The organism is Nocardia elegans NBRC 108235 (assembly GCF_001612845.1).
Lineage (GTDB): Bacteria > Actinomycetota > Actinomycetes > Mycobacteriales > Mycobacteriaceae > Nocardia > Nocardia nova.
In genome coordinates, this window is sequence record NZ_BDBF01000019.1 from 1 (window position 1) to 18,729 (window position 18,729).

At 65.1% G+C, this 18,729-nt stretch carries 18 protein-coding genes and 1 tRNA gene; all 19 read right to left on the bottom strand.

Going from position 1 to position 18,729, the window contains the following annotated elements; genetic code table 11:
* The coding region (rpoB, locus tag NE2_RS15480) for a DNA-directed RNA polymerase subunit beta (protein WP_084494079.1) at nt 1-2,075 on the bottom strand (2,075 nt) is incomplete at its 3' end.
* Between the two features lie 508 nt (nt 2,076-2,583).
* Nucleotides 2,584-3,345 (bottom strand): hypothetical protein, encoded by a 762-nt coding sequence (locus tag NE2_RS15485; protein ID WP_063026790.1) that lies wholly within the window; start codon nt 3,343-3,345, stop codon nt 2,584-2,586.
* A gap of 13 nt (nt 3,346-3,358) precedes the next feature.
* The gene (locus NE2_RS15490; protein WP_084494071.1) at nt 3,359-4,090 is read right to left on the bottom strand and encodes a hypothetical protein; all 732 of its coding nucleotides are present in this window, start codon (nt 4,088-4,090) and stop codon (nt 3,359-3,361) included.
* A gap of 49 nt (nt 4,091-4,139) precedes the next feature.
* Nucleotides 4,140-5,381: an MCE family protein gene (locus NE2_RS15495; RefSeq protein ID WP_063026794.1), complete on the bottom strand. Its 1,242-nt coding sequence runs from the start codon at nt 5,379-5,381 to the stop codon at nt 4,140-4,142.
* The gene (locus tag NE2_RS15500; RefSeq protein ID WP_084494072.1) at nt 5,378-6,616 is read right to left on the bottom strand and encodes an MCE family protein; all 1,239 of its coding nucleotides are present in this window, start codon (nt 6,614-6,616) and stop codon (nt 5,378-5,380) included. The genes NE2_RS15495 and NE2_RS15500 overlap by 4 nt, the downstream gene beginning before the upstream one ends.
* Nucleotides 6,613-7,899, bottom strand: coding sequence for an MCE family protein (locus NE2_RS15505; RefSeq protein ID WP_084494073.1), 1,287 nt, complete (start codon nt 7,897-7,899; stop codon nt 6,613-6,615). Before NE2_RS15505 ends, NE2_RS15500 begins: the two co-directional genes overlap by 4 nt.
* Nucleotides 7,899-8,909, bottom strand: a complete 1,011-nt coding sequence (locus NE2_RS15510) for an MCE family protein (RefSeq protein ID WP_063026795.1) — start codon at nt 8,907-8,909, stop codon at nt 7,899-7,901. Before NE2_RS15510 ends, NE2_RS15505 begins: the two co-directional genes overlap by 1 nt.
* Nucleotides 8,909-9,988 carry an MCE family protein gene (locus NE2_RS15515; protein WP_174553943.1) on the bottom strand — a complete coding sequence of 360 codons (1,080 nt, stop codon included), beginning with the start codon at nt 9,986-9,988 and terminating at the stop codon, nt 8,909-8,911. The genes NE2_RS15510 and NE2_RS15515 overlap by 1 nt, the downstream gene beginning before the upstream one ends.
* Complete coding sequence (locus tag NE2_RS15520; RefSeq protein ID WP_063026797.1) at nt 9,985-11,340, bottom strand: MCE family protein; 1,356 nt, start codon at nt 11,338-11,340, stop codon at nt 9,985-9,987. Before NE2_RS15520 ends, NE2_RS15515 begins: the two co-directional genes overlap by 4 nt.
* A 61-nt stretch (nt 11,341-11,401) precedes the next feature.
* Nucleotides 11,402-12,229: an MlaE family ABC transporter permease gene (locus tag NE2_RS15525; RefSeq protein ID WP_086006975.1), complete on the bottom strand. Its 828-nt coding sequence runs from the start codon at nt 12,227-12,229 to the stop codon at nt 11,402-11,404.
* A 41-nt stretch (nt 12,230-12,270) separates the two neighbouring features.
* On the bottom strand, nt 12,271-13,065 hold the full coding sequence (locus NE2_RS15530; RefSeq protein WP_051025193.1) for an MlaE family ABC transporter permease: 795 nt from the start codon (nt 13,063-13,065) through the stop codon (nt 12,271-12,273).
* An 11-nt stretch (nt 13,066-13,076) separates the two neighbouring features.
* Nucleotides 13,077-14,165 carry an ABC transporter ATP-binding protein gene (locus NE2_RS15535; protein WP_063015378.1) on the bottom strand — a complete coding sequence of 363 codons (1,089 nt, stop codon included), beginning with the start codon at nt 14,163-14,165 and terminating at the stop codon, nt 13,077-13,079.
* Between the two features lie 235 nt (nt 14,166-14,400).
* The gene (gene rplL, locus NE2_RS15540) at nt 14,401-14,787 is read right to left on the bottom strand and encodes a 50S ribosomal protein L7/L12 (RefSeq protein ID WP_063002280.1); all 387 of its coding nucleotides are present in this window, start codon (nt 14,785-14,787) and stop codon (nt 14,401-14,403) included.
* Nucleotides 14,788-14,862: 75 nt separating this feature from the next.
* On the bottom strand, nt 14,863-15,417 hold the full coding sequence (gene rplJ, locus NE2_RS15545; protein ID WP_030516278.1) for a 50S ribosomal protein L10: 555 nt from the start codon (nt 15,415-15,417) through the stop codon (nt 14,863-14,865).
* Between the two features lie 427 nt (nt 15,418-15,844).
* Nucleotides 15,845-16,558, bottom strand: a complete 714-nt coding sequence (gene rplA / locus NE2_RS15550) for a 50S ribosomal protein L1 (RefSeq protein WP_030516277.1) — start codon at nt 16,556-16,558, stop codon at nt 15,845-15,847.
* Between the two features lie 94 nt (nt 16,559-16,652).
* Nucleotides 16,653-17,087, bottom strand: a complete 435-nt coding sequence (gene rplK, locus NE2_RS15555) for a 50S ribosomal protein L11 (protein WP_062967390.1) — start codon at nt 17,085-17,087, stop codon at nt 16,653-16,655.
* A gap of 70 nt (nt 17,088-17,157) precedes the next feature.
* Nucleotides 17,158-17,979 carry a transcription termination/antitermination protein NusG gene (nusG, locus tag NE2_RS15560; RefSeq protein ID WP_063026799.1) on the bottom strand — a complete coding sequence of 274 codons (822 nt, stop codon included), beginning with the start codon at nt 17,977-17,979 and terminating at the stop codon, nt 17,158-17,160.
* A 141-nt stretch (nt 17,980-18,120) separates the two neighbouring features.
* A complete protein-coding gene (secE, locus tag NE2_RS15565; protein ID WP_063026801.1) occupies nt 18,121-18,537 on the bottom strand; it encodes a preprotein translocase subunit SecE in 417 nt (138 codons plus the stop codon).
* A gap of 31 nt (nt 18,538-18,568) precedes the next feature.
* Nucleotides 18,569-18,641, bottom strand: a tRNA-Trp gene (locus tag NE2_RS15570).
* Nucleotides 18,642-18,729: the final 88 nt, after the last annotated feature.

Here is an 18,729-nt window from a genome sequence, read left to right on the forward strand (position 1 = left end):
CACGGGCCGTCGGCCAGAACCTGGCCGTGCTCGACCCGCTGGCCCTCGTCCACGATCGGACGCTGGTTGGCGCAGGTGCCCTGATTGGAGCGGGCGAACTTCCGCATCCGGTAGCTCTTACGAGTGCCGTCGTCGTGCATGACGGTGATGTAGTCGGCCGAAACCTCTTCCACCACACCCGGCTTCTCGTTGACGACCACGTCGCCGGCGTCCACCGCGGCACGCAACTCCATACCGGTGCCGACCAGCGGCGACTCGGAACGGATCAGCGGCACGGCCTGACGCTGCATGTTCGCACCCATCAGGGCGCGGTTGGCGTCGTCGTGCTCGAGGAACGGAATCATCGCGGTCGCGACCGACACCATCTGGCGCGGGGAGACATCCATGTAGTCGACCTCGGCCGGGGAGACGAATTCCATCTCCTCGTTACCGCGGCGAGCGAGCACGCGCTCCTCGAGGAAGTTGCCGTCGGCGTCGACGGGCGAGTTCGCCTGGGCCCGGACGTGCCGGTCCTCCTCGTCGGCGGTCAGGTACTTGACCTCGTCGGTGACCCGGCCGTTCTCCACCTTGCGGTAGGGGGTCTCGATGAAGCCGAACGGATTGACCCGCGCGTAGACCGACAGCGAACCGATCAGGCCGATGTTCGGGCCTTCCGGGGTCTCGATCGGGCACATGCGGCCGTAGTGCGAGGGGTGCACGTCGCGCACTTCCAGGCCGGCGCGCTCACGAGACAGACCACCCGGGCCCAGCGCCGACAGACGACGCTTGTGGGTCAGACCCGAGAGCGGGTTGTTCTGGTCCATGAACTGCGACAGCTGCGAGGTGCCGAAGAACTCCCGGATCGCCGCCGTGATCGGGCGGATGTTGATCAGGGTCTGCGGGGTGATGGCCTCGACGTCCTGGGTGGTCATGCGCTCACGCACGACGCGCTCCATACGCGAGAGGCCGACGCGCAGCTGGTTCTGGATCAGCTCGCCGACGGTTCGCAGACGACGGTTGCCGAAGTGGTCGATGTCGTCGATTTCGACGGGAACCTCGACGCCGCCGGGCACGGTCATCAGCTTGTCGCCCTGGTGCAGGCGCACCAGGTACTCGATGGTGGCGACGATGTCCTCGCGGGTCAGCGTCGAACCGACCACCGGCTCACCGGTGTTGACGCCCAGCTTCTTGTTGACCTTGTAGCGGCCGACGCGAGCCAGGTCGTAGCGCTTCTCCTTGAAGAACAGGTTCTCCAGCAGGGTCTGCGCGGACTCCTTGGTCGGCGGCTCGCCCGGACGCAGCTTGCGGTAGATGTCGAGCAGCGCCTCGTCCTGGCCGGCGGTGTTGTCCTTCTCCAGGGTCGACAGCATGATCTCGGAGAAACCGAAACGCTCGGTGATCTCCTCGGTAGTCATGCCCAGCGCCTTCAGCAGCACGGTGACCGGCTGACGACGCTTGCGGTCGATACGCACACCGACGGTGTCGCGCTTGTCGACATCGAATTCCAGCCACGCACCGCGCGACGGGATGACACGGACGCTGTGCAGCGTCTTCTCGGTGCCCTTGTCGATGGACTCGTCGAAGTACACACCCGGCGAACGCACGAGCTGCGACACGACCACGCGCTCGGTGCCGTTGATGATGAACGTGCCCTTGTCGGTCATCATCGGGAAATCACCCATGAAGACCGTCTGCGACTTGATCTCACCGGTGTTGTTGTTGATGAACTCCGCGGTGACGAACAACGGCGCCGCGTAGGTCATGTCCTTGTCCTTGCACTCATCGATCGAGGCCTTGACCTCTTCGAAGCGTGGATCGGAGAAGGACAGGGACATCGAACCGGAGAAGTCCTCGATCGGCGAGAGCTCCTCGAGCACCTCCTCCAGCCCACCGACCGGGCTGGCGTCGCCCCGGGCGATGGCCCGCTCACGCCAATCGGGGGCACCGACCAGCCACGCGAACGATTCGGTTTGTAGATCGAGAAGGTCCGGAACCTCCAAGGGCTCACGAATCTTCGCGAAAGACACCCGCTTCGGGGCTCCGGGAATACCGGCCTTGGTCTGGGTGGAGACTGCCAAGATGCGTCCTTCCAGCACCTCACGCGCGTCGCCCGGTGCCTGTACGTACAAGACACCAAGCGACCGTCGCTTGTCTGCTACGAGTTCTGCTGGTTACAACCCGGACAAAACCCGAACAGCAAACAACGGAAGTAACACCTCAACGGTGGAACTTTCGTGATGCGATCAAGGAGTGGACAGGAGGCAGCCAGCGCAAAGTCCAAACCTACACCCACGAAGAAGGGGTGTCAAAGTACCATCCGAACCGAGTTCCGGATGTTCGGCGCGCCGGACCCGCTTACGCTGGCTGCGTTCGAGTCTCCGGCGGCGCCTCGACCTGGGTACTCGACCCTGTCACAGCTGCCGCTGTTGTGAATAGCGTGACGGTTCGGACGTAAGTCGTCAAGTGGCGAGACCACCTCGATAACTGCGAGATCCCCTGTGGCGCTGGCGAATCACACCGTCACGCGGGCGAATATCCGCCGCTGAGCTGGGAAGATTCCGCAGGTGACGGGCTCGAACATACTTCCGAATCCGTCTGCGCCACTCAACGGTCGGCGATCTCGCTCGCCAGCCAGCGACCGTCCACCTTCTGCATGTGCAACACGATCGGACCCGACGCGCTCTCCTGCGGAGCGCCGTTCTTGGTCGCGCTCACCGTCAGATTCACCAGCAGTTCCGCCCGGTCATCGGTGAGCAAAGTCACACCGATCGGATCGGGAGTGGCTTGCGCGGTCGACTGCGCCTGCTGAATCGCGGAGATCGTCGTATCGGCGAACTTGTCGAAATCGCCGCGCATCTTGCCGGTGACGACCTTGTGCACGGCGTCCTTGTAGCCGCCGACGGTCTTCACGTCGTAGGAATAGACCGTTTTGAGCGCGTTGTCGGCCGCCGCGGTCACTTCCTGGGTGGCCTTGGTGTCGACGAAGGCCTTGTTACCGTTGTCCACCCCCGGCTCGAGCGCCGCGACGACGGCGAACGCCGTCAGCAACAGGCTCGCCACGATCAGTCCCGCGGCCAGACCCCAGGTGGCCAACGCGGGACGCGGCAGCCGACCGGGGCGCAGCAACTTCCGGGGCCGGCGCGACGCCACCGTCGGGGCCGGACGAGTGCCCGCGGCACCCGCGCGCACGGTCTTGGTGCGTGATTTGGTTTTCGCGGACTTACCGGCGGGCTTGGCGGACTTGCCGCCGGATGCGGCGCGATCGGCCGAGCCGCGACGCCGGATCGTGCGATCGGCGGCGTCGGACGAGCGATCGCCGGGCGTGAGCCGGGGGGAAACCTTGTTGATCGGCGGACGGGATGCCATCGGTGTACCTCTCCTACGATCCCGGCTGGGGGGCGGGCGCCTCGGACGGATTCGCCGGCGCCGGCGCCGGCGCGGCGTTTCCGTTCGCGGGCGGCTGTGCCGCCCCGGCGGGACCGGGGGTGTCCAGCGACACCAGCTGGCCGAGCGAATTGGCCTGCTCGGCCTTCCAGGTGTCGCCGTCCTTCTTCATATCCAGCGTCCAGGTGGCCCGGAAGGACTGCACCGGAACGTTGGGCGCGGTCTGCGTGAGTTTCAGCACCACGATCGCCGAGGCCTTGTCGCGCTCACTGTCCAGCGAGCTCAGCGCCGCGCCCAGCACCTTGCTGTCGATCTTGGTCTTCGACTTCTCGGCGGCATCCTTGATGCGGTCGTGGTTCTCGTTGAGCTGGGTCAGCATGTCGCCGGTCATCGAGGACCGCATGGTGGTGATCGACCCCTCGACATCGCTGGGATTCATCGAGGTGAGGTTGATCGCCGCCTGCCGGGCCGCATCCAGCGCGGTATCGCGCGCATCGGCGCGCGGACCGTCGGTGAACCACATCGCGCGCACCCAGCCGGCGCCGAACCAGGCCGCCAGCACCAGCGCCGCCACCAGCCACACCGCCGCGACGGAGGTCACGACCGTGCGCAGCGTCGAGGAGCCGGGCCGGGCGGCGGCCGGCGACGGATCAGCTACCGCCTTTTCGGCATCGTCCGGCGGCTCCACCGCAGGTTGCGAGGAGGGGTTGGGCAGATCAGAACTCACAGCGACACCCTAGCGTCGTCGGTTTTCCGGACTTGCCTCCGTGCCCGCCTCACCGCTTCGGGGTCACTCCGATGAGAGTGGCCAGCTGGATGGCGACGGGGCTCAGGTTGAGCTTGTCTGGATCGGTCTTGGGCTTGGAATCCCACGGCTGCGGGACATTCGGATCGGCGTACTGCGCACGCGCGCCGCCGCGGACGTCGGTCGGACTTCCGAACGGCACCGTGCATTTCGCGTCCGTGTTGAACGGGAAATCGTCACGGGTGTCGTCGAAATTGGGGTTCTGCGCCTTCATCTGGTCGAGAATGCGCTGAGTTCCCTCGTACCCGACGGTACAGGCCGGTGGATTGTTGGTTTCCAGCACCAGGCCGAAGTGGGTCGTACCGTCGCCGGGCGCGGTCGCCGAACCACCGACCGACAGCAGCGGCAGCATCTGCAGCAGCGGCTTCAGCGTGTAGGTCTGCGGCGACACCGCCTGCAGCAGCAGTCGCAGATTCGACAGATCCGTGGTCAGCGGCTGCGCGCTCTGATCGAGCAGCTTGCCGATCTGGTCGCCGGCGTCGGCGCCTGTGCCGATCAACCGCCGGATATCGGGATCGTTGGCCCGCAGCTGCACCGCGAGCCGATCCAGGCCGTCGCTGAAGGTCCGGATCGCCGGAGACTGATCGGCTTGGGTGCCGAGTACGGTCTGAGCGTCCCGAATCAGCTGCACGGTCTGCGGCAGCGCCCCGATTCCCGTCTGGGAGAACTTGTTCAGCGAATCGACGAGGATGCGCAGGTTGTCGCCCTGTCCGTCGAAGGCCTTACCGAGTTCGGTGACGGTCGTGCTCAACGCCGTCAGATCCGTCGTGCTCGAGAAGTGGTTGACGCTGGCGAGCAGATCCTCGACCGGAATCGGGGTCTCGGCGCCGTCGATGACCGAACCCTCGCGCAGGTAGGGACCCTTCGCCGTATCCGGCACCAGATCCATGTACTGCTCACCGATCGCCGAGCGGTTGGCGATCACGGCCTTGGCGCTGGCCGGGACCTTCGGCTTCCCGGAATCCAGCTCCAGATAGATCATCACGCCGTCGGGGGTGACATCGAGCGAGTCCACCCGCCCGACCGGCACACCGCGATAGGTCACCTCGGCGCCCTTGGACAGGTTGGCGGTGGTCTTCGCCTTCACCTTCACCTGATACTGGCCGAAGCCGAGCATGTGGTCGAGGTGGATGTACTTCGCGCCGACGAACACCACGCCGAGCACGGCGATCACCGCGAAGGCGACCAGCTGGTAGCGCACCAATCTACTCATCGCGGCTTCACTCCCAACTGATCCAGAATCGACCCGATCGGGTCACCCGGCTTGGCCGGGGCCGGCGCCACCACGGTCGGCGGCAGCGGCACCAGCGATACCGTCGGCCAGCCCGGCCGCGGGCCGTTGCCGTTGTAATACGGATTGGTCGGATCCACCGGCACCGGCGGCCCGTACTTCGGCGGGATGTACACCGGATCCGGTTTGCCCACACCGAGATTCGACATCAGGACGCCGATCTGCGTGTCCACCGACAGCCAGGTGTTCACCGAACCGCCGAAGGTCGATTTGATCGCCTCGTCCGGGAACGGATAGGTCAGCACGAGCGGGAACGCGGTCACCAGATCGGGCGCCGAGCGGCCCAGCTCCTGCAGCGTCGGCCGCAGCGCCTGCAGATCCCGGATCAAGTTGTCCTTGGACCGGTCCAGCACGTCGACGCCCGCCTGACCGACCCGGTCGAGCTGCTTCAGCAAGCCGATCAGCTGCGGCCGCTGCTCGTCGAGAATCTTGATACCGGCCGGCAGCTCGTCGAGGATCTTGCCGATCTGATCGGACTGCTGCCCCACCCGGCTGGACAACGTGCCCAGGCTGTCGAGCGCGTGCTGGATATCGGCAACCTGCTGGTTGAGGCCGTCGATGAGGGTGTCGGCCTGATCCAGCAGCGACCGCACCCGGTTCTCCCGGCCGGCCAGCGCCTTGTTCAGTTCCACCACGATGGGCTGCAGCTGCGCCACACCACCGCCGTTGAGCAGCAGCGACAGCGCACCGAGAACCTGTTCGATCTCGACCGCGTGCCGGGTCCGGTCGACGGGGATGACCGCGCCGTCCTTCAACCGATCGGGCGAGGCCTCGTCCTTCGGCGCGGACAGTTCGATGAATTTCTCACCGAGAAGATTGGACTGCCGCACCTCGGCGTGCGCGTTGGCGGGCAGCTTCACCGACGAGTTGACCACCGTGTGCACGCTGGCGGTCCAGCCGTCCGGGGCGACGTCGATGGACTCCACCCGCCCGACCGGCACACCCTCGACCTTGACCGCCGACTGCGGCACCAGATCCAGCACGTCGTCGAAGCGCACGTCGATATGCATCGGGTGGTCACCCACATCGGCGCCGCCGGGCAGCGGCACGCTGTAGATACCGTCCGACGAGCACGAACCCACCAGCACCGCGGTCACGCCGACCACCGCGACGGCACCCAGTCCGCGGGCCGTCCTGCGGAATGCGAAGGGCGTCATCGCTGGCCACCTTCCTGCTGCGACGGCGGCTGCCGGTCCGACGGGGTGCCCGGAACGCTGCCGGGAGCGGGGGTCTTCTGGATGTTCTCACCGCTGAGGATGCCGAACGGCAACACCAGCGACGGCGTCTGCACACCGTCCTTGATCTGATCGGTGATCACCTTGCACTGATCCAGAATCGGGCGCATCTGCCGGCTGATCGCATCGAATTTCGGGTCGCCCGGCCGCAATTGGCCGAGGTCGAGCATCTTGCAGACGGCGCCGAACGGGTTCTGCAGATCGGTGAAGTTGGCGCGCATGTCGAGCGTGCCGGATTCACCGTTGTGAATGTTGATCAGGTTGCTCAGCGCCAGCGGCAGCACCGGCAGCGCGTTCGCCACATCCTGGCGCTGGTCGGCCAGCGTCTGGGTCAGCTTGGTCAGCGCGTCGGCGTTGTCGGCCACCAGATCCCGGTTGTTGTCGATGAACCGGGCGACATCGCCGAGCGCGATCGACAGCAGATTCAGTGCCTGCCCGAGGTTTTCCCGCTCACCGGAAAGGAATCCGGCCAGATCCGCCAGCTGCGTGTTGAATTCGCGCACCTGCTGGTCGTTGACCGCCAGGGTGTGCACGAAGACCTGCAGATTCTTGATCGTGTCGAAGATGTCACCACGGGCATCGGACAGATACCGGGCGGCGTGCGAGAGCTGGGTCAGGCTGTTGGCCAGCGCGTCGCCGTTTCCGGTCAGATTCGCCGCACCGGTGCGGACCAGCTCGTTCACCGCGCCGTCCTTGTTGGCGCCGTTGGGCCCCAACGCATCCGACAGTTCCTGGATGCTCTTGTACAGCCGGTCGACCTCGACCGGGGTCGCCGTGCGGTCGCGCGGGATGGTGGCGTTGCGCGGCATCTTCGGCCCGCCCTTGTACACGGGCGTGAGCTGGATGTAGCGGTCCGACACCACCGACGGCGTGATCTGAGCGGCCTTGGCGTCGGCCGGAATGTCGTATTTCCGGTCGACGTGCATGGTGACCTTCACCTGATCACCCTGCGGCGTCACCGAATCGACCTTGCCCACCGGGACACCGAGGATGCGCACCTCGGAGCCCTCGTAGATGCCGATCGACTTGTCGAAGTAGGCGGTGATCCTGGTGGTGTTGTAGCTGCTGAACACCCACCACAGCACACCGGCGAGGACCACCACGGCGACCGTGCCGAGGGCGAGAGCGATCTTGGTGCCGCGGCCGGATTCCCGGATCGCGGTCAGCGGATCCCGGCGCGATCCCTTACCGAGAGCAGCCTGCATCAGTTGCCTCCCAGGGTGCGGATCGGCGGGCGGTTACCCGGAATCTCCGGCAGCGCCGGCGGGATCAGGTTGACGATCACCGCGTCGAACCAGCGCCCGTTACCCAGCACGTTGGCGTACAGGCCGTAGAACGGCGCCGCCAGCTTCAGCGTCTTGGAGATGTTCTGCTGATTGTCGTTGAGCATGTCGATGGACTTCTTCAGATTGGTCAGCGCCGGACCGATCTGCTGCTCGTTGTCGTGCACCAGCGCACTCAATTCGGCGGCAACGGTTTTCGCTCCGTTGAGCAGCTGCGAGATGGCCTGCTGGCGGACGTTCAACTCGGCCAGCAGCTGACCGCCGTTGGCCAGCAACCGCTCGAACTGCTCGTTGCGATCGGCGAGCACCTTGGTGGTCTTGTTGGTCGCGTTGAACAGGTGCTTGAGCTCTTCGTCGCGCTTGGCCAGCGTCTCCGACAACCGGGCGACGCCGTCGATCGAGCCGCGGATCTCCGGCGGGGTGCCGGAGAACGCATCCGAGAGCACCCGGAAGCTGGTGGCCAGCTGCGCGGTGTCGGTCTTCTCGATACTCGAGGCGGCGTCGCTGAAGGCTTCGACCACGTCGTACGGAGAAACCGTGCGCGACAACGGGATTCGCTTGCCCGGATCGGCCGGGTGGGAACCCTTGGGATCCAGCGCCAGATACTTCTGCCCGAGCAGGGTCTTGATCTGGATGGACGCGGTGGTGGCATCGCCGATCCACGCGTCCTTGGTCCGGAAGTCGACCAGCACCCGGTCGCCGTCCAGGCGCACGTCGGACACATCGCCGACCTTCACGCCCGCGATGCGAACCTCGTTACCCTTTTTCAGTCCCGCCGCCTCGGAGAATTCCGCGGTGTAGCTGGTGCTCGCGCCGATGATCGGCAGCTTGTCCAAGAAGAACGCCGACAGCGCGACCAGCAGCACCATGAACAGGCCGAGCCCGCCCATGAACGCCGGGCTGCGCCTGCCGAAGAGAACCCGGTCTTCCATCAGCGGCCACCCTTCCCGTGACAGCGCGGCGCCGGGTTGGTGTAGACCGGCTGATTCACTGTCGGCATCTGGGCCGGCAGGTTCAATTGCGGCGCATCCTGCACCCCGGGGCCGGCGACGATATCGATACCGCAGAGATAGAACTGGAACCACGAGCCGTAGCTGGCCGCCCGACCCAGTTTCTCCATCTTGATCGGCAGATTCTCCAGTGCCTGGTTCACCTCGCCGGAGCGATCGTTCAAGGTCCCGGTCAGCTGGTTCAGACCGGCGATCGAACCCTGCAGGGTCGGCCGAGTGGGAACCAGCAGATCGGCGGTCGCCGAGGCGAGATTGCCCAGCGACTGCACCGCCGAGCCGATCGTGCCGCGTTCGGCGTTGAGCCCGCTGACCAGCGCCTCGGTGTTGACGATCAGATCGTTGAGCTGTCCGTCGCGGGCGTTGACCGCATCCAGCACCTGGTTGAGGTTCTTGACGATCTCGCCGATCACCGCGTCCTTGTCGGCGATCTTGTTAGTCAGGCTCGCGGTGTTGCGCACCAGATCGGTGATCGTGCCCGATTCACCCTGGAAGACCTGGATGATCTCGTAGGACAGCTTGTTCACGTCCTCGGCCGACAGCGTCTGGAACAGCGGCCGGAAACCGTTGAACAGGGTGGTGAGGTTCAGCGCGGGCTTGGTCCGCTCCAGCGGAATCGTGGCGCCCTTCGTGATCTTGCGGCCCTGCTGTCCGGCGCCCTGTTCCAGCGCGATGTAGCGCTGCCCCACCAGGTTGCGGTAGCGGATGGTCGCGGTGGTGGAGGCGGGCAGCCAGTCCCGATCGGTGAGCTGGAAGTGAACCTCGGCCATGTTGCGGTCGACGACCGACACCTTGGTCACCTTGCCGACCCGCACACCGGCGATGCGCACCTCGTCGCCCTTGTTCAGCGACGTCACATCACTGAACCGCGCCTTGAACTCGGTGCCGCCGCCGGAATAGTTGGCGATGGTGAGCGCCAGGAACGCGGTCGCGAGCACTGTCACGAGCACGAAGATGCCCAGCTTGGTCAGGGGTCCGCCCAGACCACGCAACTTTGCCTTCATCGCACACTCACCTCACTTCCACGCATCGCGGGGGCGCCGATCCGGCTCACCCAGCTGGGCACCTGATCGGGCGAAACCCCGTTCGCCGCACCGTAGATCGCACCCAGGGTGTGCTGTTCGGCGGGCGAACCCATGGTCGTGGCGCCCGCTGCGCCGTAGACCGAGAACTGTGCCGCCGGCAGTTGACCGATGTTCTGGTCACCCGGATTCCGGGTCGGCGGCTGATAGGAACCGTCGTTGGCCGACCCGGTCGGATACTGACCGGGATCCACCCCGAGCGGATATTCGGGGAAGCACGCCGGCGGCCGGTTCGTGTCCAGCCAGCGCGGCTCGTCCTGGTTGGGCAGATAGCGGCCGCGCGGATTGGTGATCTCGATCGTCACCCGCGAACCCGGAGTATCGGTGCCCTTGCCGAAGAGGTTGTCGATGCGCGGCTTCAGCTGCGCGAAATTCTTCAGCGTGCACGGGAACGAGGGAGAGTAGGTCGCCAGCAGTTCCAGCGCCTCACGCGAATCGGCCGCGACATCGATGATGTTGTCGTGGTTGGCCGTCAGGAAATCGGCGGTCTTCGACGAGGTCGGGGTCAGGACCGAGTACAGCGTGTCCAACTGTGAACGCTTCTGCACGATGGTGGCGTTCAGCGTGCGCAGATTGTCGAAGGCATCCACCAGCTGCGGCAACGCGTCCGAATAGGTGTCGGCGACCGTCGCGAAGGTGTGGATGTCGTCCTGCAGCTGCGGCATCACGCCGTTGATATCGCGGAAGATGTCGTCGAGCCGATCGATGGTGTGGCCCAGTTCCTCACCCTGACCGCCCAGCGCCTGCGAGAGCGCGCCCAGCGTCGAGGCCAGATACTGCGGCGGAATCGCCTGCAGCAGCGGCATGATCGAATCCAGCAGCTGGCTCACCTCGATCGCGTTGCCGCTGGCGTCCTGGTACAGCGTCATCCCCGCCTGCAGATGCTTCGGGCTGGGCTGCTCGGGCCAGACCAGGTCGACATAACGCTCACCGAACAGGGTTTTCGGCAGCAGCCGGGCCGTCACATTGGACGGGATCTTGGAGGTCTTGTCCGGATCGATCGCCAGGTGCAGCGTCACCTTGCCGTTCGCGGATTCACTGGACCGCACCTCGCCGACATTGACCCCGCGGACTTTCACATCCGCGTTGCGGGTCAACGCGTTTCCGACGGTATCGGTGATCAGATCCACCTTGACGACCTTGACCCACACCTTGTTGTAGGACGCGATCGTCGTACCGAGAAACAGCGCCATCACCACGAAGAACACGATGCCCAGCGTGCGGATGCGGAGTTTCTCGGTAGAGCGCCAGAATTGCACACTGCGCGCGCTCATGCTCCCACCTTTCGGGACGCCGTCGCCCTCAAACCGTCGGTCGCGCCGCGGCCCTGTCCGCTCATCCCGCGACCCGCACTGTTGTCGTCGTACCCCAGATCGCCAGGCTGAGGAAGAAGTCGAGGATGTTCACCAGCACGATCGACGCACGCACCGCGCGGCCCACGGCCACGCCCACGCCGGCCGGGCCGCCGGTGGCGTTGAAGCCGTAATAGCAATGGATCAGGATGATCACGAAGGCGAACACCAGCACCTTCACGAACGAATACAGCACGTCCTCGGGTGGCAGGAACAGACCGAAATAGTGGTCGTACGATCCCGTGGATTGCCCGTTGAACCACACGCTGATCTGCCTGGACGCTATGAACGTGCCGAGTAGGCCGACGATGTAGAGCGGAATGACCGCGACGAATCCGGCGATCACGCGTGTGGTCACCAGGAACGGAACGCCGGGTACCGCCATCACCTCGAGCGCGTCGATTTCCTCGGAAATGCGCATCGCACCCAATTGCGCGGTGAAACCACAGCCAACCGTCGCCGACAATGCCAATGCCGCGACCAGCGGCGCCAATTCGCGAGTATTGATGTAGCCGGTCAGGAAGCCGGTGAGCACCGAACTACCCAGGGCGTCGAGCGCTTTGAAGCCCTGCAGGCCGACGACCACACCGACCGAGGCCGACATCATCACCACGACGCCGATGGTGCCGCCGATGACCGCGAGTGCACCCGAGCCGAAGGTCACCTCGGCCAGCAGCCGCATGACCTCCTTGCGGTAGTGCACGACCGTGCGCGGAATCCACGCGATCGCCTTGGAATAGAACGACATCTGATCGCCCGCGCGATCGATGACGTTCACCGGCGACTTGAGCGCAGCGCCTACTCGGCGCATCCGCCTCGAAAAGATCGGAGAACGCTGGGAAACAACCATCGTCACGAACCCTTGGCCGGGACAACCTGCAGGTACACCAACGTCAAAAGCAGATTGACGAAGAAGAGCACCAGGAAGGTGATCACCACGGATTGATTCACCGCGTCACCAACACCTTTCGGTCCCCCCTTGGGATTCAAACCTTTGTATGCGGCGATCACGCCCGCGAGCAGTCCGAAGATGAGTGCCTTGAATTCACCGATCCAGAGGTCCGGGAGCTGCGCCAGCGCGGAGAACGACGCCAGGTAGGCGCCGGGAGTTCCGCCCTGCAGCAACACATTGAAGAAATATCCGCCGCAGATGCCGACCACCGAGACCAGGCCGTTGAGCAACAGCGCCACCAGCATCATGCCGAGGACGCGCGGCACGACGAGGCGCTGCACCGGATCGATGCCGAGCACCTCCATCGCGTCGATCTCTTCGCGGATGGTTCGGGAGCCGAGGTCGGCAGCGACGGCCGAACCCGCGGCACCGGCGATGATCAGCGCGGTGACAACGGGCGCGGCCTGCTGCACAGTTGCCAGCACACTGGTTGCGCCGGTGAACGATTCAGCACCGAGCTGCTTGATAAGTGAACCGGTCTGCAATGCCACAACGGCGCCGAACGGGATTGCCACCAGTGCGGCGGGCAGGATCGAGACACTCGCGATGAACCACGACTGCTCAATAAACTCACGCCATTGGAAAGGCCGGCGCAGGGTGTTGCGTGCCACGGAAATGAGCAGCGCAAAAATATTGCCGGCCTGCGCAAATCCCGACTCGACCGGAGTGCGCAGCCGTGCCAGGGGTTGATTCACGGTTGCGTATGTTACCCGTTGGTTGTGTCGTGACGCACGGTGGTGTCGTACGTGCCGCCCTGATATTGCGGACCGTTACCCGTATACGCCGGAAGGACTTGTGTATCGCCGTTCTCTTCCATCGACTCACGGATCGCCACCTGCGCGGAATGCGGCAGGGTGTGCATGATCTCGAGTACGCGGCGGCGGCGGCGTTCCACGGCCTGGCGCACGGGCATGCCCGGGGTGGCCTTCATCTGCGGGATGATGCCCTCGATTTCCTCGGTGCCGTTGTCGTAGTGGCCGGCGTCGGCGAGCGCCTGCTCGCGCGCCATCTGGGCCTCGTCCTTCTCCTCCGACATACCGATCGGACCGACCATGCGGCCGTTGAGGAACTGCTTCACCACCGGCTCCTCCGACGTCAGCAGCACCTCGCGGGGACCGAACATGACGAGCTGGCGGCGGAAGAGCATGCCGATGTTGTCGGGCACGCTACGAGCCAGGTTGATGTTGTGGGTAACGATCAGAATCGTCGCGTCGATCTGCGCGTTGATGTCGATCAGCAGCTGCGACAGATAGGTCGTACGCACCGGGTCCAGGCCGGAGTCCGGCTCGTCGACGAGGATGATCTGCGGGTCCAGCACCAGCGCGCGGGCCAGACCGGCACGCTTGCGCATACCACCGGAGATCTCACCGGGCAGTTTGCCTTCGGCGCCGAGCAGACCGGTCAGCTCGAGCTTCTCCATCACGATCTGCTTGATCTCGGATTCGCTCTTCTTGGTGTGCTCGCGCAGCGGGAAGGCCACGTTGTCGAACAGGTTCATCGAACCGAACAGCGCGCCGTCCTGGAACAGAACGCCGAACAACTTGCGGATCTCGTAGAGCTCCTTGTTGGAGCAGGTGGTGATGTCGGTGCCGTCGATGTAGATCGAGCCGCGCTCGGGGCGCAGCAGACCGATCAGCGACTTCAGGAACACCGACTTACCGGTACCGGAGGGGCCGAGCAGAGCGCTGACTTCCCCCGTGGGCAGAGTCAGAGTGACATCCTGCCAAATCCGCTGGGACCCGAAAGATTTCGTAACACCTTCGGTCCTGACTTCGACGCCCACGCCGACCTCCATATTTCTTCTGACGAGCGCCCATGGCCGCGTCACCGTATTTCAGCGCGGTGTGACGCGTCACACTGGGGTGCGGCCACTGTATCGCATGCCGCTGGTGCAGGACACCCTACCTGACTGGTCGGTAGAAATGTCGACGGTAATGAGCTGGTCGCGGCGGTCCACAACATTCACCACGAAAATGCGAAAAGAGCGGCCCCGCAACGGGACCGCTCTTTTCCGGACTCGATTACCGCAATTACTTGACGGAAACCTTCGCGCCGGCCTCTTCCAGCTTGGCCTTGGCGGCGTCGGCGGCGTCCTTGGCGACCTTCTCCAGGATCGGCTTCGGGGCACCCTCGACCAGGTCCTTGGCTTCCTTCAGGCCCAGGCCGGAGACGATCTCGCGCACGACCTTGATGACCTGGATCTTCTTGTCGCCGGCACCCTCGAGGATGACGTCGAACTCGTCCTGCTCCTCGGCGGCCTCGGCGCCACCGGCGGCAGCGCCACCGGCGACAGCGGCAACCGCGACCGGAGCGGCGGCGGTGACCTCGAACTTCTCCTCGAACTTCTTGACGAAGTCCGAGAGCTCCAGCAGGGTCATGTTGCCGATGGTCTCGAGCAGCTCGTCCACGTTGGCCATGGTGTTTCCTTTCGGTAGTTCATCCCCGCGTCGGCGGGGAGATAAGAGTTGGTTTGTCGACTTGTTCGTGTCGGCTTATTCGGCGTCGGCGGCGGGAGCCGCCTCGGCACCGCCCGCGGCGCGCTGCTTGTCCTCGAGCGCGGCGAACAGGCGAGCCACCTGGCCGGCCGGCGCGGCGAACAGGCCGGCCGCCTTGGTCAGGTTGCCCTTCATGGCGCCGGCCAGCTTGGCCAGCAGCACCTCGCGCGACTCCAGGTCGGCGATGCGCTCGACCTCGGAGACCGACAGCGGGGCGCCGTCCATGTAGCCACCCTTGATGACCAGCGCCTTGTTGTCCTTGGCGAAGGTCTTGAGGGCCTTGGCGGCGTCGACCGGCTCACCGGTGATGAAGGTGATCGCGGTCGGACCGACGAACAAGTCATCCAGGCCTTCGACGCCCGCCTCGGCGGCCGCACGCTTGACCAGGGTGTTCTTGGCGACGGAGTAGGTGGCATTGCTGCCCAGCGCACGACGCAGCTGGGTGAGGCTGCCGACCGACAGACCACGGTATTCCGTGACCACGGTGGCCGTAGCGCTCTTGAACTGCTCGGTGATCTCCGCGACCGCGGTGACCTTCTCTGGTTTCGCCATACTTCGCCTCCTCTCTGGATGGTCGGTTCTGCGATGAACTACCGACTCACGGAGGCTGGGCCCGGGGAGGCTACGTCGACCCGGCGACAAAGCAAACGCCCCGGACGCAGAGTGGTCCCGGGGCGCACAAGAAACTCGACATGAACACACGGCTCATATGTCGTCCCTCACCTCGGCTCTCCCTGCGTGGGCCGCCGGCAATATCGCCGGACCTTCGACTGCCTGACGGCAGCAACCAACGGTCTTCGGTAGAACGATTGGGGGTGATCGCCGAACTGGTCAGCGATCGCAGTACAGAATAGCGGATGAGCAGCTGAAACCCAAAACGGCTGTTTCTGCGGGCCTCTACTCCGCCGCAATTCCCGAAATGCCGAAGGGCCGGCGGGGAAATCCCTACCGGCCCTTCGGATTCGAAAGCTACCTACGCTTACGCGTCCTCTTCGGTGAGGTTGCGGGTGCGGTTCGGGTCCACCGGGATGCCCGGTCCGGTGTTCGTCGAAATCGTCACCTTCTTGACGTAGCGCCCCTTGGCGGTCGACGGCTTCACACGCAGGATCTCCTCCAGCGCGGCGCCGTAGTTCTCGACCAGCTTCTTCTCGTCGAAGGAGGCCTTGCCGATCACGAAGTGCAGGTTGGCCTGCTTGTCGACGCGGAAGTTGATCTTGCCGCCCTTGATGTCGTTGACGGCCTTGGTCACATCGGTGGTGACCGTGCCCGTCTTCGGGTTCGGCATCAGGCCGCGGGGGCCCAGCACACGCGCGATGCGGCCGACCTTGGCCATCTGGTCCGGGGTGGCGATCGCGGCGTCGAAGTCCAGCCAGCCGCCCTGGATGCGCTCGATCAGATCCTCGGCGCCCACGGCGTCGGCACCGGCGGCCTCGGCCTCGGCGGCCTTCTCGCCGGCCGCGAACACGATGACGCGCGCGGTCTTACCGGTGCCGTGCGGCAGGTTGACGGTGCCGCGGACCATCTGGTCGGCCTTGCGGGGGTCGACGCCCAGACGGACGGCGACCTCGACGGTCGCGTCGGTCTTCGTGGTCGCGGTCTCCTTCGCCAGCCGGGTGGCCGACAGCGGAGTGTAGAGCTGGGAGCGGTCGACCTTGGCGGCCGCCTCGAGATAAGCCTTGCTTCGTTTTGCCATGATTCTCTGTCCTGTTCGTAAGTCAGAAGTGGTTGTCGGGACTGGCCGTCCCTCCCACGCACATCCCGCCGGTCACCGGCGGAGACGGGGACCGTCAGTCGGCGACGGTGATACCCATCGAGCGAGCGGTACCCGCGATGATCTTGGCCGCCTGATCGATGTCGTTGGCGTTCAGATCTTCCTGCTTGGTCTTGGCGATCTCACGGATCTGGTCCATGGTGACCGTGGCGACCTTGTTGCGGTGCGGCTCGGCGGAGCCCTTCTGCACACCGGCGGCCTTCAGCAGCAGCTTGGCGGCGGGCGGAGTCTTCAGCTTGAAGTCGAACGAGCGGTCTTCGTAGACCGTGATCTCGACCGGGATGACGTTGCCGCGCTGCGACTCGGTCGCGGCGTTGTACGCCTTGCAGAACTCCATGATGTTGACGCCGTGCTGACCCAGCGCGGGACCCACCGGCGGGGCCGGGTTGGCCGCGCCGGCCTGGATCTGGAGCTTGATGAGCCCGGCGACCTTCTTCTTCTTGGGGGGCATCTTTCTTTCCTTGGTTTAGGTTCCTTACGGACTTCCGTAAGCCTGTCCCGGGGGCGGAACCCCGGAAGTCTTAGATCTTCGCGACCTGCGTGAAGGCGAGTTCGACCGGGGTCTCGCGACCGAAGATCGACACCAGCACCTTCAGCTTCTGCTGTTCGGCGTTGACCTCGGAGATGCTGGCCGGCAGCGTCGCGAACGGGCCGTCCATGACGGTGACCGACTCGCCGACCTCGAAGTCGACCTCGATGGCCGGCTTGGCCGCGGCCTCGGTGACGGTCTCCGACGTGGACGCGGCGGCACCCGCCGCGGCGGCGGCCGGCTTCTTCTGCTGCTGCTCGGCCGGGACCAGGAACTTGACCACGTCGTTGATCGTCAGCGGCGACGGACGGGAGGTGGCGCCGACGAATCCGGTGACGCCGGGGGTGTTGCGGACCGCGCCCCACGATTCGTCGTTGAGATCCATCCGGACCAGGATGTAACCGGGCAGCACCTTGCGCTGCACGTTCTTGCGCTGGCCGTTCTTGATCTCGGTGACCTGCTCGGTCGGCACCTCGACCTGGAAGATGTAGTCCTCGAGGCCCAGGTTCTGCACGCGTGTCTCGAGGTTGGTCTTCACCTTGTTCTCGTAACCGGCGTAGGAGTGGATGACGTACCAGTCACCGGGGGCGCGACGCAGCGCGGCCTTCATCTCGGCGACGGGGTCGGCAGGCTCTTCCGGTGCCGCGGGCTCCGCGGATGCGTCGGTCTCGGTCTCGTCGGTATCGGTGTCGCCCTCGACTTCGCCGGAGGACGCCTCGGTACCGTCCGAGACGGTCGCCTCGTCGACGGCCGTCTCCGCCGCCTCGTCGTCGACCGGGAACTCGTCGGTTGTGCCGTTCTCCGGGGTGCTCACTGGGCACTCGCTTCCTGTGTCGTCACGTACATCCACTACGCCGGCGGTGAATCCGGCGGATGGTTTCCGTCCTCGCGTGGCGGACGGCTAGCAGCGCCCATGGGTCGCTCCGCAGGCTCCGCTCCTGACGCACCCGGTCAGCTAGCCGAACAGCCAGTTGACACCCTTGATGAACGCCAGGTCCAACCCGCTGATGAACGCGACCATGAAGATCACGAACACCAGGACAACGCTTGTATAGGTGACCATCTGCTTGCGGTTGGGCCAGATCACCTTGCGCAGTTCCGCGATGACTTCCCGCAGGAACTTCACCAGACGCTTGAAGGGATTGCCCCGACCGCGTTCGGCGGTCTTCTTCTTCCCCGCCGACTTGGACGCCTTACGCGATGCCGAATCCGAGCTGTCACCACGGTCGATCGTGGCGACGGAGCCGGTGTCCGAGGAGGATCCGGCGCGAGCCCGGCGAGTCGACCGCTTACCACTCGGCCGGCTGACCGCAGCGGTGTCTTCGTCATCGGCGGCATGCGCGCCGTGGCGAATGTCCCGCTCGTCGCTCACGTGAACCCTCTCTCGTCGCTGGCATCCAGTGCAGGGGCGACAGGACTTGAACCTGCAACCTGCGGTTTTGGAGACCGCTGCTCTGCCAATTGAGCTACGCCCCTTCGGCTGGAATCGCAATGTCATCCAGCACGGTGCTTATTCAGTTGTGCCAACCCGGGGCCACACAACACGCGCGCCGCTCCGCCGGTG